We start from the raw sequence: 16,560 nt of genomic DNA on the forward strand, positions 1-16,560 counted from the left end.
TTCCGGTCTGACGATTCAACCTGATGTCTGGATCGATCTGCGTCCTGATGGGGCAGCGTGTCGTACATGGGCAGAGGACAACAAGCCATGCGGGGCGGAAAGGATACTCCGCTTTTTCGTGCCATGTCCCGCGCCGGGATTGATGGGCGGATCATCGGAAACCTTCCAAACGGAATCGTCCCTGATCGGAATCGTTCCAAAAGCGTGGATTTTTGTCCATAATGGACCTCACGATGCCGAGAGGGGGTGTCAAGGGTCGGGGGACGTTGTTGCGTGTTGGCCGTCATGCCAACCCTGGGCGGGATAACTGGCAAATCGGGAATTTTCGATCTATGGCTGAAGAGACGACCCATGCGTTGCAACCGGGCCAGTACCGGCTGTCGGATCCCGCGCTCTTGATGGGGATGCGTTTGCAGCAGGAAATCAAAGTTCCCGGCTCCGATGCGATCCTCGTTCCCAGGTACACACCGATCACCACCAAACTCGTTGCGCGTCTTGTCCAGCACGGGGTTGAGACGCTTTTTGCCGAGCCTGTTCAGGAAAAGGCCGTTGTGACGTCGGTTGAACAGATGAAAAAAATGTTCACCGTCATCGAAAATGTTGTCAGCGGGGCCCTGGGGGGGGTTGAGGATATTGCACTCTCCTTTCAAAATCAGCAGCAGATTCGTGATCTGGAACGACTCATCCAGTCCAATCTCAATGACATCGACAGTCTGTTCAAATCCGACCCGACCGAAAAGCTGATGGCCTTGACGCAACACCATAGCGGTACGGCCCGGCACAGCATCATGGCCAGTTTCCATTTGATGGCCATCGGTCGTGAACTGGGTTGGCCGGACGGCAAGATTGTTCGCGGGGCCATCGCCGTTTTCAATCATGATGTGGGCAAAACCAGGGTCAAGCTGGAGACGCTCGATTGGCCGGGCCGACTGGACGGAAACCAATGGAAGGAGATGCAACTGCATCCGCTTTTTGGGTGTCGTCTGCTGTACCGGGTTGGAGAGAAACCCGATCTCTCCATGCTGACGGCTCTCTTGCATCACGAGTGGCATGCCGAAGTCGCCGGCAAGGGGTATGGCGGTTTGACCCTGTTCGCCGATTACCTCAAACGCACCTTGCAGTTGGATATTCCCAAGGTGGTGGCGGAATTGGATCGGGACGACCTGGATTGCATCCAGGCCTCTTCCTTGGTGGACATGGTCTCTGCCCTTGAGGAGAGACGGGCCTACAAACGTGAGTTGGACTCCTTCAAGGTTTTGGTCATCATGAACAGCGATGCCATGTTGGGGCATTTTCACCCTGAGCATTACGCCGCCTGGCATCGGATCTATATGCGGCAAAACCCCAATCTGCTCCCCCGGGGTCGGCGTTTTGCCCTGCCTCGGGAAAAAGAGCGGCGTGTCTTTACGCCCCAAAAACCCAGGAAGGTTTCCCAGTTGGGGTTGCTCACCTACCAGGAGATGGAGCAGCTTGGCTTCATGCCCGTGTTGCGTAACGTTGGCATGGATGAAGAGCGCATCCGTCGTCGGGGTGGATTGACGTTGAAGGTTCTCGAACAGATCAAGAATGATAAGCGCCTGGAGTTCGATTGCTCTCCCGAGGCCATCCGGGCCGCCGGCCTGAATCCGATCAAGGATCAGGTCGTGCCGGAGATGGAGATGATCGAACTGGATGTCTGGCGGGAGTGGTTGACCTGGGATGAGTTGGAACGTTCCGGCCTTCTGGCGAAGGCAAAGGCGCACCTGTTTGATCTTGAGTTGATACGCAAGGACGGGGGCATGCGCCCGGAGCGGTTGGTCAAGCGCGGTATCCCCCTCAATGAAAAAAAATTGGCGAGTCAGGGAATCCTGATTTTGAAGCCATGGACCATCAAACTGCCCGGCAGTGAAAACCGTTTGACTGCGGCGGATTTGCTCAAACTGGGTGTCTCGGACCAGCAGTTGGAGAAGGCCGGGTGCCTGGACCGGGTCAGGAAGGTCAAAAGCGGCGTGCCCATGGATTGGCTGGTGAATCAGGGGATCATGATCGTGCCTGCCGATCTGGGGAAAAATGGTATTGACCCGATACGCAAGGTGTTCTACGACATTCTGGTGACCGAAGAGATCAGTTCAACCAGGGCCAGGTTCATGCTCCTGAGGGAGGGCGACGAGGTGAAGAATCCGGACGAAAACAGCAACCAGGATGATCCAGACCCGATTCGCAACCTTCTGCTCAACAAAATAGGGGAGGTGGTGATCGATTTTGTCGATCTTGTGGCCATGCCTGATTTGAGCGGTGTGACCATGGGCGATCATTGGGGTGTTCGGCGATAAGGGCCATGTCCAAACATTTCGATCTGAAAAAAGCCGGTTTGAAGGCGACCCTGCCGCGCATGAAGATTTTGACCCTCTTCATGGCCGAAACAGGGCAGCATCTAACAGCCGAAGATATTTTTCGCAAATTGATCGCCGACGATGATGAGGTAAGTCTGGCCACGGTTTATCGGGTTTTGACCCAATTCGTCCAGGCCGGATTGTTGACACGGCACCACTTTGAAGGCGGCAGAGCCATCTATGAGGTCAATCATGGGGATCACCATGACCATCTTGTTTGCCTGCAATGCGGCCATGTGCAGGAGTTTGTCGATGAAGAGATTGAAAAACGTCAACATGTGATCGCCCGGCAATACGGCTTTGAAGTGGAGGATCATGCCCTCCATATCTATGTGGATTGTCTGCGAGAAAACTGCCCACGTAAAAAATCTTCCCCTTAAGTAGAAACCACGATCATTTTTTGGCATCGGGATCCAGGGGGCTGGCTCCCTGGCGAATCAAGGGCATCGCCCTTGCGGGGTCCGGGGCAGCGCGCCGTTTTGTTTTTGTACGCCCCCCGTAACTATTCAGCACCCGACCACGAAGCGGGGGCCAGGGGGCTGGCTCCCTGGCAGGTCCAGGACGGAGTCCTGGTGGGGTTCGGGGCGAAGCCCTGACAAAGGCTTTCATATCCGAGCTTTTCTTGAAAGGGTGGTGAATGGTTACCGCCCCCCTTTGATTGTGACAGAGGTTGACTTGATTTCGGCAATAGGTCAGCCTGTAATCGGGGTGTGCTGGATGGTTGCCGGTTTCCAATATGGGTCTGAATATAGGTCTGGTTGATGGGGTGGTGGCGATGATAAAGCAGGGACGTGCTGGAGGCTGGGGGGTATGTGGCATGCGCCAGGGTGTTCGTGGTCCGGTGATCCTGCTGCTCGTGTTGGTGCTGGCGCTGGCTCTTGCCCAGGTGCGGTCGGTTGCAGCTGCCGCCGAAACCAAAGGATCCGACACAGGAACCAAAAATGAGGCCGTGCATGCAGCCAAGGCCGAGGCGAAAGGGGATGCAACCGATAGAGCGGTGCGGCGAACCTTCGACGCCTTGAGCAAGGAGAGTGCGACGTGTGTCTCTTGCCACACCGAGGATAACCGTGGTTTGTACCAGCAGTGGGGCCGGTCAAGACATTATGGCGCCAATGTGGGTTGTTATGAGTGCCACCGTGCGGAACCCGGGGATCCGGATGCGTTCATGCACAAAAAGTTTCTCATTTCCGTCATGGTCACGCCCAAGGATTGTGGCCGGTGCCATGAAGGTGCAACCAGGGAGTTTGGCCAGAGTGTCCACGCCCGGGCCGGGGAGATCGAGGGAAGCATGTCCCATACCATGGCCACGGTGGTGCAGGGGATGCCTGAAGAATCGATGCGTGCGGCGGGGCAACACGGATGTGTGCAATGTCACGGATCCAAGGTCAAGGTAAAACCCAGCGGCAAGCTGGATGCCACGTCCTGGCCCAACAGCGGCGTAGGCCGCATCAATCCGGATGGTTCCAAAGGGGCGTGTTCGGCCTGCCATCAGCGGCATGAGTTTTCTTTGGTTCAGGCCCGGCATCCGGATACTTGTGGCAAGTGCCATGTGGGTCCGGTCCATGCGCAAAAGGAAATTTACGGCGAGTCCAAACATGGCATTAATTTTTACGCCAACCAGGATCGCATGAACGTCCACTCTTCCAAGTGGATTCCGGGTGAAGATTATGATGTCAGCCCCACCTGTGCGACCTGCCACATGTCGGCCACGGTCGATGCGCCGTTGTCCCACGATGTCAGTCAACGCATCAGCTGGGATCTCAGGGCCCCAGTCTCCTTCAAGGTGGGGAAAGATTCGGCGGAGTCTGCCACGCTGTGGAAAGAGAACCGCAAGCGGATGCAGGCGGTCTGCTCCGCTTGTCACCTTGAGAGCATCATAGGCAATTTTTATCAGCAGTTTGACAACGTCGTCATTCTCTATAACGACAAATTCGGCAAACCGGGGCAGGAGTTGATGGAAAGCCTGTTGCGCGAAGGCCTTCGCACCCCGGCGGACTTTGACGAGAGCATCGAATGGACCTGGTTTGAAATCTGGCACCACGCAGGACGCCGGGTCCGTCAGGGGGCGTCGATGCAGGCCCCGGATTTTGTACAGTGGCGGGGATTTTATGAAATTTCCCAGCTTTTCTATACCCAACTGATTCCACAGGCCGAAGCCTTGATGGTCCAGGCCCGGGCAGCGGGGAAAAACAGTCATGCCGATGCGGTCGCCAAGGTTCTACAAGAAATTTTGAGCCGTCCTGAGCATGCCTGGTTTCTGAAGAGTTCCGGGCCAAAACAGGAGAAGGCTGCCCCCTGACCGTGTCATGCGCTTCGTATTCAAAAACGATTGAAGACTGGGTTGGCGGTCCAGGAGGAAGGTTTGTGCCCTTCCTCCGAGTGGGGTTCGGGAAGAGGCCATGACAAAAGCTTTCATACCCGTAACTGTTCACCACCCGCCAACGAATCGGGGTCCAGGGGGCTGGCTCCCTGGCTTAGTCCAGGGCAGCGCCCTGGTGGGGTTCGGGGCGAAGCCCTGACAAAAGCTTTCATACCCAAGCTTTTTTTGAAATGGTGTGGAATAGTGATGAAAAGTGAACATTTCAAATCATGTCGGTTGGCCCGCTCGTCATGAGGCTCCTTGGAGTCATCCTGGGATGGGTGGTTTTGCTTGCGGTGCAAGCGCCGGCCAGCGCCCAGCCGGAGGAGATGCAACCTTCCATCGCCCAGCTGGAGGAGATGCAGCCTTTCTCCGTGAACCGCAGCACCTCCAACGTGCGCTGTTACGGTTGCCACGGGGAGAAGGGGTTTGGTGTCCCCCTGGCAGAGGGGGTACGTTCGGCGAAGCGTTTGCTCTACGTTGACCGGGAAAAACTGCAAAACAGCGTCCATGGGCAAAGGCTCTGCGTCGATTGCCATCGTGGCATCACGGTCATTCCGCACAGCAAGAATGACCGGCCTGAGGTGGATTGCATCACCTGCCACAGCAATTTGCACAATCAGGAGTGGCGCTCGCAGGAGTGGCGCTCGCACCAAAGCCATGCCGGAACGATACTCGACAAAGTGGTGCAAAATATTGCCTTCTACATGGAGTCGGTGCATGGCAAGACCCGCAAGGATGGATCTGGCCGATCCAACGCCGGTTGCTCGGATTGTCACCAGGGTCATACCATAGCCCATAAAAACACCCCGGAACGAGAGGCTTTCCGACTTGCCACCCCCGAAATTTGTGGCCGGTGTCATCCCGCTCAGTTGCGCCTTTACGAAGATTCGGAACATGGCTCCCTGGTGTTGCGGTACAACAACACCAAAGCGGCGGTTTGTGCGGATTGCCACACGGCACACAAAATCTCTTCGCCGCATGCTGATCCGGCCAAGCTGGTGATCACCAAGAGCTGCGGCAACTGCCACCAGGATTCCTACAAGACCTACACATCGACCTATCATGGTCAGGTCAATGTGCTGGGGTATGCCCACACGGCCAAATGTTTCGACTGCCACACCGCCCATGCCAACCGCCGGGTGGACCATCCCGATTCATCGGTCTTTGGGAGGAACCGGGAAAAGACGTGCCAAAAGTGCCACGAAAAGGTATCTCCCGGCTTTTTAAAATTTTTGCCGCATGGCAACGCGCATGATATCAAGCGGTATCCGGAACTATGGTGGGCATCGAAGTTGATGATCGGTCTTGTGGTTGGCGTCTTTCTGTTCTTCTGGTCCCATTCGGCGCTGTGGTTCTACCGGGAGTTCAGGGAGAGACGTTCCAGGCGAGAGGTGGTGCCAGCGGAGACATGTGCCCGGGAGAGGGTGCCCCACATACAGCGTTTTCCTTTTCTGTGGCGTTTGGCGCACCTGAGTTTTGCTTTGTCCATCATGACGTTGGCCTTTACTGGCATGACGGTGCTCTATTCCGACGCCTTTTGGGCTCCTACGGTTGCGCGGTTTTTGGGTGGGGCCGCCATGATGGCGTTGGTGCATCGAGTGGCGGCTGTGGTCTTTACGGTGGTTTTTTTCGCTCACCTGGGCGCGGTGCTCTACCGGATTTTTTGGCGCAATCGCAAAACGTTCCGCTGGTTCGGTCCCACCTCGCTTCTCCCGCACTGGGGAGACCTCAAGGATTTCATTGCCATGATGCGGTGGTTTTTTGGCAAGGGGCCGAGGCCTGTCTTCGACCATTGGACCTATTGGGAAAAGTTTGATTATTGGGCCCCTTTCTGGGGCATGTTCATCATTGGCTCCTCGGGTTTGATCCTGTGGTTTCCCAAGATAGCCGGGGAGTATTTCCCGGGGTGGATATTCAACGTTGCCACCATCATCCACGGCGAAGAGGCTTTTTTGGCGGTGGTCTTCATCTTCTCCGTACACTTTTTCAACTGCCACTTCCGGCCCAGTAAATTTCCTCTGGACATCATGATGTTTGTTGGCCGGATGCCGCTTGAGGAGTTCAAGCACGAGCGTCAGGTGGAGTACGCCCGGCTCAAGGAGAGCGGGCAGTTGGTAAATATCCTTGCCGAGCCCCCTTCGTCCAGGTTGACATTCTGGTCGCGGATTCTGGGGTTCACTTTGATTGCCATCGGCTTGACCTTGTTGCTGATCACCCTGAGTGGTTTTGGCTTGCATGCATGGGAGGGAAAGCTGTAAACGGGCGCGTGACCCTTTCAGGAAAAGCCTGGACATGAAAGCTTTTGTCAGGGCTTCGCCCCGAACCCCACCAAAACTCCGCATGACCGGATGCTGAATCAGTACGACGCCACCTTGGCCTGAATGCCGGTTTCGCTGGCGATGCGGCTTTGGGCCTGTTCGGCATCAGCCAGGGTGGGGTAGGGACCGGAACGAACCCGTTGGAAACTCTTTCCGTTGACCTCGGCGCTCTCCAGGAAGACCGTCAGGCCGCTTTTGCCGACTTTCTGGTGCAGTTCGTTGGCATTGGCCTTATCGGTGAAGGCGCCCAATTCCAGATAAAAATTCCCCCGGACGGCGTGGCTGCCGCTGGCAACGGGCATGGGGGCAGCTCCGTGCTGACCAGGAGGTGGTTCCGGCGTGGCAGCCGGGGACAGGCGGGCGGGAGCGGAAAAAGAGGGTTGATGTTCGGGCACGACCGGCAGAAGATCCCCACTGCCGGGAGAGCCATAGAGCCCCCTGCCCCCACCAGGCCGGCCAAAATCCAGGTAGGAGCTGCCGGAGTTGCGGGGAGAGGGCAACAGGGGTGATACAGGCTGCCGAAGTATTTGTGGACGTTGGGCGGGGGTGATGCCGCCCACTTCCGGGGCGGTCTCGGTACCTGCTGCGGGTGGGGCGGGCATGGCCGGGGTGATTCTTTGCACGACGGGCGTTTCGAGCACGATGGGGCCTCCAACCAGGGCCGTACCGGGTGTCCTGCCCCGTGACCCGGGGACGACCACGGGCCGCAAAAAAATGACCAATTCGGTTTTGGTGGGTTGGGTATCGTTGTGTTTGAACATGTTGCCGAGTACGGAAAAACCCTGGGAACCGGATGCAGCCGAGGCGGACTTGTCCGTTTTATCCTGCATCAGTCCGCCCATGACGGCGACTTGTCCGCTGCGGACCCGCAGGATGGACTCCATTTCGCGTACACGAATTTCCGGGATGAGGTTGGGAGACTCCACACCGGTCAGGGTGTTTCCTTCCACCAGACCCGGGTTGGGATCCTTCACCCAACGGCTGACAGTGGTGAGGGTCGGACGCACGATCATGCCGACCATGCCGTTGGCATCGATCTGGGGGGTCACATGCATGACCAGGCCTACCGGAACGGTGTGAATTTCGGTGCTGTACATGCCGGCGCTTCGGTTGGAGCTGCCGATCAGGGAGACGGAGTTGTGGGTCGCAGGGGAGCCCTGGGCGCTCAGGGTGAAATAGATTTTGTTGTCCACCACCTTGAGGATGGCGGCTTGATTATTCAAAGCCATGATTTTGGGGCTGGAGAGCACTTTGACCTGGCCGAACTGGTGCAAAGATCTAACCATGGTGGCGACCGGGTTGCTGGATCCGGCCCCATGGCCCGGCATGGGCAGCGGGAAGAAAGGCATGTCGGCGGAGTTTCCAGGACCAACCGGACCGGCTATCGGACGCCCCGAACCAATCAGGACATCGGTTGATGCATGGGGCAGATTGGCCCAGTTCACGCCGTCCTGATAACGGCTGTTCAACTCCACTTCAACCACGGTCGACTCGATGAGCACCTGTCTGTTGGCGCTCTCAAGAACCTGATTGATGAGCTCCTTGATCTGTCTGTGCTGGGCTGCCGTGGCATGAATCGTCAAGACTCCAGCCTCCCGGTTGATGGAAACGATACCGGGTTTTTGGGGGGTGCCGTGTTCATCCCCCCCGCCCTGGGCCGCATGGTCCCCCTGAACGAGAAGCGACTGAATGGTGCGGGTCAAGCCCTCCCAGAACGTGTGCTGGGAGTGGCCACCCCTCCTGGCTTCTGGCCGACCGGCCTCGGCGCCCGGACTGGTGGCGTTCTCTGTGCCCCGCTCCAGGTTGACATAATCGACCTGGTAGTTGCGCGTGAACAGTTGATCCGGGGCGATGACGATGACGTTGTTCCGAATGTCGTAGCGGGCACGGGCCTCTCTGGTGACCCTGTCCAGAATTTGGGGCAGGGTCTGGTCGACGACGTTCAGAGAGATGCGGGCGCGGATGCCGGGGTCGATATCCACGTTCATGCCGGCATCGCGGGCCAAACCGGTCACAAAGTCACGCAAGGGCATGTTACGGACTGAAATGGTATAGAGTTCGCCGTTTCCTCTATCGTTTGTCTCATCTCTCCCGGCACGGGTGTCGCTGTGTTCAACGATCGGAGTCGGGTCGATCGGTGCGGCAGGGATGCCTCCGATAATCGTGGCCTCCGCAGGACGGATTGGCTGTGGGAAGGGGTTCTGGACATAGCGGACCTCGGCAGCGTGACTACAGCCGGACAGCAGGGTACCCGCCAGAATAACGCCGGGCCAGAAAAGACCCGATCCCCTGTTCAGTTTCTGCACACGGGCCGGTTTTGCAGCGCACCACTTCATGATTGTCCACCACCTTGCCGTCAGAGGATTGACCATTCCCGGTTGGGACTCTGTATGGGCCGTAACTATTCACCACCCGGCCACGAACCGGGGTCCAGGGTGCTGGCTCCCTGGCAGGTCCAGGACGGAGTCCTGGTGGGGTTCGGGGCGAAGCCCTGACAAAGGCTTTCACGTCCTGGCTTTTCTTGAAATGGTGGTGAATAGTTACTATGGGCCAAAGGAAACATCTGATTGCAGGGTTAAAAACCCGGAACCAAAACATGCCTCCCAGGTCGTTTCCTGGCGTTGTTTCTGGACAGCAATAGATGGACCAAACGTGATAGAACAATTCGTTGGCATGGCTTCGCGGCTCCTTCCTCCGGCGGAGTGGCGGACTTTCTCCCCCAGATCACTTTTCATTTTGGGGTATGTGCCTTACTATCCACGGATGGTATCTGTTCAGCACCCACCTAAAAAACGCTTGCAAGAGTGGGGGAGTCTCGCCCATGACCGATGAACCATCCACCACCCATTTTGGGTATCAGGAAATTCCCGTTGCCGACAAGGTTCGCCACGTCGGGGAGGTATTCGATGCGGTTGCGGACAGATACGATTTGATGAACGATCTGATGTCTCTGGGTATCCATCGCCTGTGGAAGCGGCATGCCATCCGTCGCCTGCGCCTCTCCCCCGGCCATCATGCCCTGGATCTGGCAGGTGGCACCGGCGATTTGGCGCGGTTGATGATCGAAAAGATGCAACATCGCGGTCGGGTGACTCTGTGCGACATCAACGCAGCCATGCTGGCCACGGGACGGCAGAGATTGACCGATGCCGGATTGGTGGACGGTATCGACTGGGTCCAGGGCGATGCCGAGCGGTTGCCGTTTCCGGACAATACATTCCATGCCGTGACCATCGGTTTTGGCATTCGCAACGTGACCCGGATCGAGGTGGCGTTGGCCGAGATGGTACGGGTTCTGCGGCCCGGGGGACAGCTGCTGTGTCTGGAGTTTTCCCGGTTGGCCATACCCCTTTTGCAACCTCTCTACGATGCCTATTCGTTCAAGGTGCTGCCGGAACTGGGTGCGCGTGTGGCCAACAATCGGGAAGCTTACCAATACCTTGCCGAATCCATCCGCCGTTTTCCCGACCAGCAGACCTTGAAATCCATGCTGGAGCGGCAGGGGCTGTTTCGAGTGGACTATCTTAACCTCGCGGCTGGCATCGCCGCGATCCATTTTGGCTTCAAGGTGTGAACATGCTTCTTTCTCTGCTCCCAAATCCCTTGCAATGGCTTCCCAGCTCGGCCACGGCCATTGGCCTGGGCATCACCATCAACCTGTTTTTTTTACGCTACCCCGATCTCCAGGAGCGGTTGCGGCAGTTGGAGGGGAAGATTTTTCGGTTTGAAGTCGAAGATTTGCAACAGGAATATTTCATGGAGGTGGCGGAGGATGGGCGGGTGCGCATCCATACCTACGCTGACCAGGATCCCCACGTCACCATGAGCGGGAGCAGCAAGGCCTTTCTCTCTTTGCTGTTCAACGTCGCCGATCCAGACTCCCTGTTTTTTTCCCGTGAACTGAACATGTCGGGCGAGACCGATACCGGTCTCCATTTCAAAAATATTCTCAACAATGTCGAGATCGACTGGGAAAAGGAGCTGGCCGCATTTGTGACGACACCCGTAGCGGGTGTCCTGAGCCGCCTGGCGCGTCAGGCCCATGCAAGCGGCAATCGTGCCCGCGATGGCGCAGGCGCCATCGTGGAACAGTGGCTGGAAGAAGAGCAAGTGCTGCGGCAGCGGGAGATGGCCACGGTTCGGGATGATGTCACCACCCTGGAAAAGCAGGTGGAGCGTCTGGACAAGCGCCTGATACGTTTGAGCCATCGGGTTGCCTTGCATACTGGCTCTTCGCCTTCCACCGGGAGTTGATACCCACCTCATGTTCGATACTCCCCGCACCTGGTTACGTCTGGCAGCCATCATTCGGATTCTTGCCATCCATGATATCGAGCCGATCGCGGAGCGTTTTTTCCCCTATCGTGTTTTGACCTGGTTGGCTGGCATCAATCCGGCCACCTATCGTTTTCGGAGGAACAACTCCAGCGGTGCGCGTATTCGACTCGCCATGGAGAGGCTTGGACCGACTTTCATCAAGTTTGGTCAGGCCATCTCGACCCGGGTGGATGCCATTCCTGACGACATGGGCCTGGAGATGAAAAAACTCCAGGACGATGTTCCCCCTTTCCCGTTTGCCCAGGTACGTGCCATCGTGGAGGGGTGCCTGGATGGTCCACTGGAGCAATTTTTTTCACGTTTTGACGAAAAGCCGGTGGCCTCGGGGTCCATTGCCCAGGTACACCACGCCTTTACTCGTCAGGGCCGCGAGGTGGCGGTCAAGGTCAAGCGGCCTGGCATCAACGCCGTGGTCAAAGCGGATATCCAGACCCTGTATTATCTGGCGGATCTGATTGAAGAGCACATTCCGGATTGGCGGCGTTTCCATGTCCATCGGGTGGTGAACGAATTTGCCGCAACGATTCGCAACGAGATGAATTTTCATTTGGAAGCTTCCCGCGCTCAGGAGTTTCGCATCAATTTTCTCAAAGATCCGGAACTGCACATTCCCGAGGTCTATTGGCCCCTCACCTCGCAGGATATTTTGACGCTGGAGTGGATCAAGGGCATCCCCATCGACGAGCTTTCCCGTTTTCCCGGTGATCCACTGGATGTGATTCACATTTCCAACAGCATTGTTTCCGTCTTTTTCAAGCAGGTTTTTCGTGACGGCTATTTTCATGCCGACCAGCACCCTGGCAACTTGCTGGTGCGTGACGATGGCACCCTGGTCGCCATCGATTTTGGGATCATTGGTCGGGTGGACCTGCAAACCCGGATCTGGCTTGCCGATATGTTGCACGGCTTTTTGGAGCGCGACTACAAAAAGGTTGCCCGGGTGCATCTGGATGCCGGTTACATTCCCTTCAACACCAACCTGGCCGATTTCGAGGAGGCCTGTCGCCAAATCGGGGAGCCGATTTTTGGCCAACCTCTCAAGGAGATTTCGCTGGCGCGCCTTTTGTCGCAACTGTTCAAGACCACGGAACGGTTTGCCATGGAGGTGCAACCGCAGCTTTTGTTGCTGCAAAAGACCATGCTGACTCTGGAGGGTGTGGGGCGGGAGATCAACCCCAACCTCAATGTCTGGCTGCTCGCCGAACCTCTGATCCGCGCCTGGATGAAGGAAAATCTGGGCCCCAAGGGAAAGTTGCGTTCCCTGCACAAGGATGCCGGCGAGATGGCGACCACGGTGGGTCTGTTGCCCAAGGTGGTCCATACGGCCATTGAGCGCATGGCCCGCGATCAATTCCGTCCGCGCCTGCATCCGGAGAGTCTGGCCCCTCTTGAGGATCGCCTCAAAACCGGCCTGCGTACCCAGACCTACGCCCTGACCGGGGGAGCCTGCCTGATCACGGCAGCCATACTTGAGTCCGCCGGCAAATCCTTGTGGTTGACTCTGCCCCTGGTCCTCATGGCCCTCTACAATTTTTTGCGTACTCCGCATCGGTCGCGGCGTCTACTGTGAGGTCGAAGGCTGCCACGCCCTGGCCATTTGTTGTGCCTGCTCCATGTGCTCCCGGGTCATGTGACGGGCCACCGAGGCGCAGTATCGGCACGGCATGCCTGCATGGTTTTCAGCCGATGCGGGTGCTTTTTTATGGTGGGCCATTTCAGCCAGGGCTTGCCACATGTATGACTTGACATAATCTTTTGGCAAACCTTGACCTTTTTCGTACATCCAGCCAAGGTTTCTCCGCGCCAGAACGTGGCCTTGCCGGGCGGCCAGGCGAAACCATCGGGCAGCCTCCAAGAAGTCTCTTGGCACACCCTTGCCGTTGTCGTAGAGGGTTCCGATGCCGTTTTGCGCCTCCGCATCGCCCTGTTCGGCTGCCTGACGGAACCAATACATGGCGGCAACATAATCTTTCTGGACCCCCTCGCCGGCGAGATACATGTTGCCAAGTTTGCTTTGGGCGCGGGCATGGCCGTTTCGGGCCTGTTGCAGCGTAGCGGAAAGAGGGTCTGCCGAAGCGTTGGAACCCAGGCCCGTGGTGGCAAGGATGATCCATACCACCCAAACCATGGGTTGGAAGAATTTTTGCTTGTGCATCACGGGTGTTTCCTCCTTGTGGTTGGATTTTGGGCCAAATCGTGACGATGCACCACCCGGCAACGATATGAAAGATCTTGAATGAATATAAAATTATACGCCATGCTGGTTTTTTTCTTTCGGCCTTTCCACCGGCAATTTTTTACCTTGTTGGCTATTGTCATCATTTTTACAATATCGGAATCCGTTTCTTTGGCGGTTGCTTTTCCGTTGATGTCGATGCTGTTGGGTACCGACGCCTTTGGGAGTGGCGGTCGTCTCTTGAAATACCTGTCGGACTGGATCGTCAACATCCATCCAGGCGACCCCATGGGGTTTACGATATTCTTTTTCTTTTTGATGATGGGTTTGACCGGATTGTTTAACTATCTGCGCGAATATTATTCCTTTTCCGTGGCGCAAAGGATACGTTCATATTACGGCGGAATGGTATTTGATAAATTCATCAAGTCCGATTTCGAGTATATGATCGAGCAAAAACAGGGCGTTATCGTCCACAACATCCTGGCTGCGCCGTCCCAGATGTCAACCATATTTTTTCGTGCGCCGGTGTTTTTTGGCAACTTGTTAAAACTGGCGGCTATTTTTTTTGTATTGTTGACCATTTCCGTTCCCGTGACCATCGGCATGACGGTTATCGGTATGCTGTTTCAATGGAGTGTTCACGCCATTTCACAAAAAGTGACGCTTCGACTCGCACGGGAGATGGTCAGGGCCGATGAAAACGCCACTGTTGTGGTCAACGAGGCTTTGACCGGTTTTCAGCAGGTCAAGATTTATCAGGGGGAGTCGCACTGGGTTGGGCGTTTGGTGGAACATTTGCGGATTTTTGAACATGCGCACAGCACCAGCATGTTTTATCAGGAGATGGGAGCTTTTGCCGCCAAATTCGGTGTCCTGGCGGCGGGGTGCGGCGTGTTTTTGATTTTGCATGTCTGGTTTCCGCGTGAGTTGACTGAATTTTTGCCCATCTTTGGCATCTTTTTTCTGGCCATGGTGCGGGTGTTTCCGGCTTTGCAGATGATTGCTGCTGATTGGCTGACCATACACGGCAGATTGCCATTTGCCGAAAGTGTTTATCGGGCCCTGCACGAAGAGAACCGCCGCATGATTTGCGGAGAGGAGGCGCTGCCCCGAGGCGATGGGGTGATTCGCTTTCATGCGGTCTCCTATCGGTACCGCTCCCGGGAGGCCATGGCGGTCGAGGCGCTGGATTTTGTGATCGAGCCCCTGCAAATGACCGCCCTGGTGGGTGAATCCGGATGCGGCAAAAGCACGGTTGCCAATCTTCTGCTGGGATTGATGGTTCCCACGGCGGGAACTATTTTTGTCGATGAGGTTCCTCTGTCTCGCATTGCTCCGCATGCGTGGTTGAACCATGTTGGTTTGGTCAGCCAAGATACATTTTTGTTTCACGGCACAATCCGGGAGAACATTTTGTTTGGACATGCCTGTTCCGAGGCTGACATGGAAGAGGCAGCCAGGCAGGCCAATGCTCACGAGTTTATCGTTGATTTTCCCAAGGGGTATGACACCGTGGTGGGGGACCGTGGGCTGATGCTGTCAGGCGGCCAGAGACAGCGCCTGGCCATTGCCCGCGCCATCTTGCGTAAACCCCGCCTGTTGGTCATGGACGAGGCCACCAGTGCCTTGGACAGCGCCTCCGAGGCTGCTGTCTGGGATGCCGTGCGCCGACTGACCCGCAACTACACTGTCGTGGTGATCGCCCACCGTTTGGCGACCATCCAGGAGGCCGACCACATCATCGTGCTTAAGGAGGGGCGGGTGGCGGCGACAGGCAAGCATGACACGCTGCTGGCTGACCAGGGCGAATACGCCCGTCTATATCGGAAGATACAGAGCCGGTAGCCTGCCTCTGACAAAAGGTTTCATATCCGTAATAGTGACTCATATCGTAACCATTCACCATCCTTGCAAGAAAAGCTTGGATATGAAAGCCTTTGTCAGGGCTTCGCCCCGAACCCCACCAGGACACCGTCTTATTCCAATTCCAGATCAAGATGGATGCGAGGCGACAACAAGTGAGCGACGAGACAGTACGCGTTTGGTACAGCGAGGAGCGAACGCGGCAGTCAACGAAGCAGACGCTTGATCTGGAATTGGAATGAGGCCCTGCCAGGGAGCCAGCCCCCTGGACCCCGATTCGTTGCTGGGTGGGTGGTGAATCGTTATGCGTCGCGTTTGTTTTTTTTGGTTTTTTTAGTTTTCGTTCCTTCTGTTGTCTCTTCCGCAGTGGTTTTGGCCGCTGATTTTTTAGGTTTGGCCTGGCGCTTGGAAGCGCTTCCGACTGCGTCATCTGTGACGGATGCCGATTTTTTTGTTTTGGCTTTGGTCTTCGTATTCGTTTCGGCGATTGGGACGGCCTGGGCAGAGGGGGCAGAGGCGGCTGCGACGGACTGGGGTCGCGACTCTTGTTCCATCTCCTGGTCGACCAGGCGCGTTGCCTGAGCCCAATGCTCCTCGCTCTTGCCTTCCGGGTGACCCGATTGTTCCCACAGGAGATGGGCTTTTTGCCGAATCCGCTCTTCGCGACTGAGTGTGTCCATCAACTATCCCCCTATGAATGAACCGAAATCAGTGCCGACTACCTGCACTTCCCCGGCTATTCTAGCAGGTTTTTTGTGAGTAGTCCTCTGATTTGTGGCGCCATTCCGGGCGTTTGAAAAAACGGGTGGTGCCCGACATTGACCTAATTGCCTGATGTGGCGTAAATTTTCTCTGACACGGTGACCTTGCCATGGAAGGAGAAAAACATGCTGCCCTTGGGGGCTTTTTGTTGCCAGAACCCAAATTGTCCTGATGCGGGGATCCGAGGAAAGGGGAACCTTAAGTGGCATGGCTATAGCGGCCATAAGCGACAGATTCGAGGACTGTTTTGCAAAACATGCCGCAAATATTTTTCCGAACGAAAGGGCACCGTGCTTGAACATAGTCGATTGGAAACAGGGAAAGCAGTTTCACTCCTGAAGCATCTACGTGACGGCTGTGGCGTCC

General features: G+C 56.3%; 11 protein-coding genes. 8 read left to right on the top strand and 3 right to left on the bottom strand.

Annotated elements, in window-relative coordinates:
• Positions 1 to 332: 332 nt before the first annotated feature.
• From HQL63_01710 to HQL63_01725, 4 genes are all read left to right on the top strand, one after another.
• Positions 333 to 2,312: a hypothetical protein gene (locus HQL63_01710; GenBank protein MBF0175554.1), complete on the top strand. Its 1,980-nt coding sequence runs from the start codon at positions 333 to 335 to the stop codon at positions 2,310 to 2,312.
• 5 nt (positions 2,313 to 2,317) lie between these two features.
• On the top strand, positions 2,318 to 2,752 hold the full coding sequence (fur, locus tag HQL63_01715) for a ferric iron uptake transcriptional regulator (GenBank protein MBF0175555.1): 435 nt from the start codon (positions 2,318 to 2,320) through the stop codon (positions 2,750 to 2,752).
• Positions 2,753 to 3,189: 437 nt separating this feature from the next.
• Positions 3,190 to 4,671, top strand: a complete 1,482-nt coding sequence (locus HQL63_01720) for a hydroxylamine oxidoreductase (protein MBF0175556.1) — start codon at positions 3,190 to 3,192, stop codon at positions 4,669 to 4,671.
• Positions 4,672 to 5,018: 347 nt separating this feature from the next.
• Positions 5,019 to 6,992 (top strand): cytochrome b/b6 domain-containing protein, encoded by a 1,974-nt coding sequence (locus tag HQL63_01725; GenBank protein MBF0175557.1) that lies wholly within the window; start codon positions 5,019 to 5,021, stop codon positions 6,990 to 6,992.
• Between the two features lie 98 nt (positions 6,993 to 7,090).
• Here the strand turns inward: HQL63_01725 and HQL63_01730 are convergent, their stop codons facing one another.
• Positions 7,091 to 9,388, bottom strand: a complete 2,298-nt coding sequence (locus HQL63_01730; GenBank protein ID MBF0175558.1) for an SPOR domain-containing protein — start codon at positions 9,386 to 9,388, stop codon at positions 7,091 to 7,093.
• A gap of 485 nt (positions 9,389 to 9,873) precedes the next feature.
• On the opposite strand from HQL63_01730, the gene ubiE reads away from it, so the two are divergent.
• The 3 genes from ubiE to ubiB are packed head-to-tail and all read left to right on the top strand — an operon-like array spanning position 9,874 to position 12,960.
• Positions 9,874 to 10,626: a bifunctional demethylmenaquinone methyltransferase/2-methoxy-6-polyprenyl-1,4-benzoquinol methylase UbiE gene (gene ubiE / locus HQL63_01735; protein MBF0175559.1), complete on the top strand. Its 753-nt coding sequence runs from the start codon at positions 9,874 to 9,876 to the stop codon at positions 10,624 to 10,626.
• Between the two features lie 2 nt (positions 10,627 to 10,628).
• Positions 10,629 to 11,306, top strand: coding sequence for an SCP2 sterol-binding domain-containing protein (locus HQL63_01740; protein MBF0175560.1), 678 nt, complete (start codon positions 10,629 to 10,631; stop codon positions 11,304 to 11,306).
• A 10-nt stretch (positions 11,307 to 11,316) separates the two neighbouring features.
• Entirely contained in the window at positions 11,317 to 12,960 is a 1,644-nt protein-coding gene (gene ubiB / locus HQL63_01745) for a 2-polyprenylphenol 6-hydroxylase (protein MBF0175561.1), read from the top strand.
• Here ubiB and HQL63_01750 read toward each other — a convergent pair.
• Positions 12,952 to 13,545: a sel1 repeat family protein gene (locus HQL63_01750; protein ID MBF0175562.1), complete on the bottom strand. Its 594-nt coding sequence runs from the start codon at positions 13,543 to 13,545 to the stop codon at positions 12,952 to 12,954. The two genes, ubiB and HQL63_01750, sit on opposite strands and share 9 nt — an antisense overlap.
• Positions 13,546 to 13,626: 81 nt before the next feature.
• On the opposite strand from HQL63_01750, the gene HQL63_01755 reads away from it, so the two are divergent.
• Positions 13,627 to 15,414 carry an ABC transporter ATP-binding protein gene (locus HQL63_01755; protein MBF0175563.1) on the top strand — a complete coding sequence of 596 codons (1,788 nt, stop codon included), beginning with the start codon at positions 13,627 to 13,629 and terminating at the stop codon, positions 15,412 to 15,414.
• A gap of 320 nt (positions 15,415 to 15,734) precedes the next feature.
• Here the strand turns inward: HQL63_01755 and HQL63_01760 are convergent, their stop codons facing one another.
• Positions 15,735 to 16,112 carry a DUF2934 domain-containing protein gene (locus HQL63_01760; GenBank protein MBF0175564.1) on the bottom strand — a complete coding sequence of 126 codons (378 nt, stop codon included), beginning with the start codon at positions 16,110 to 16,112 and terminating at the stop codon, positions 15,735 to 15,737.
• Positions 16,113 to 16,560 lie beyond the last annotated feature (448 nt).

The organism is Magnetococcales bacterium (genome assembly GCA_015231175.1).
Classification (GTDB): Bacteria; Pseudomonadota; Magnetococcia; order Magnetococcales; family DC0425bin3; genus HA3dbin3.

Excerpts from the sequence above, each read along its gene's own strand:
- HQL63_01710 (MBF0175554.1), top strand. The coding sequence starts at position 333 with ATGGCTGAAGAGACGACCCATGCGTTGCAACCGGGCCAGTACCGGCTG.
- fur (MBF0175555.1), top strand. The coding sequence starts at position 2,318 with ATGTCCAAACATTTCGATCTGAAAAAAGCCGGTTTGAAGGCGACCCTG.
- HQL63_01720 (MBF0175556.1), top strand. The coding sequence starts at position 3,190 with ATGCGCCAGGGTGTTCGTGGTCCGGTGATCCTGCTGCTCGTGTTGGTG.
- HQL63_01730 (MBF0175558.1), bottom strand. The coding sequence starts at position 9,388 with ATGAAGTGGTGCGCTGCAAAACCGGCCCGTGTGCAGAAACTGAACAGG.
- ubiE (MBF0175559.1), top strand. The coding sequence starts at position 9,874 with ATGACCGATGAACCATCCACCACCCATTTTGGGTATCAGGAAATTCCC.
- HQL63_01740 (MBF0175560.1), top strand. The coding sequence starts at position 10,629 with ATGCTTCTTTCTCTGCTCCCAAATCCCTTGCAATGGCTTCCCAGCTCG.
- ubiB (MBF0175561.1), top strand. The coding sequence starts at position 11,317 with ATGTTCGATACTCCCCGCACCTGGTTACGTCTGGCAGCCATCATTCGG.
- HQL63_01750 (MBF0175562.1), bottom strand. The coding sequence starts at position 13,545 with ATGCACAAGCAAAAATTCTTCCAACCCATGGTTTGGGTGGTATGGATC.
- HQL63_01755 (MBF0175563.1), top strand. The coding sequence starts at position 13,627 with ATGAATATAAAATTATACGCCATGCTGGTTTTTTTCTTTCGGCCTTTC.
- HQL63_01760 (MBF0175564.1), bottom strand. The coding sequence starts at position 16,112 with ATGGACACACTCAGTCGCGAAGAGCGGATTCGGCAAAAAGCCCATCTC.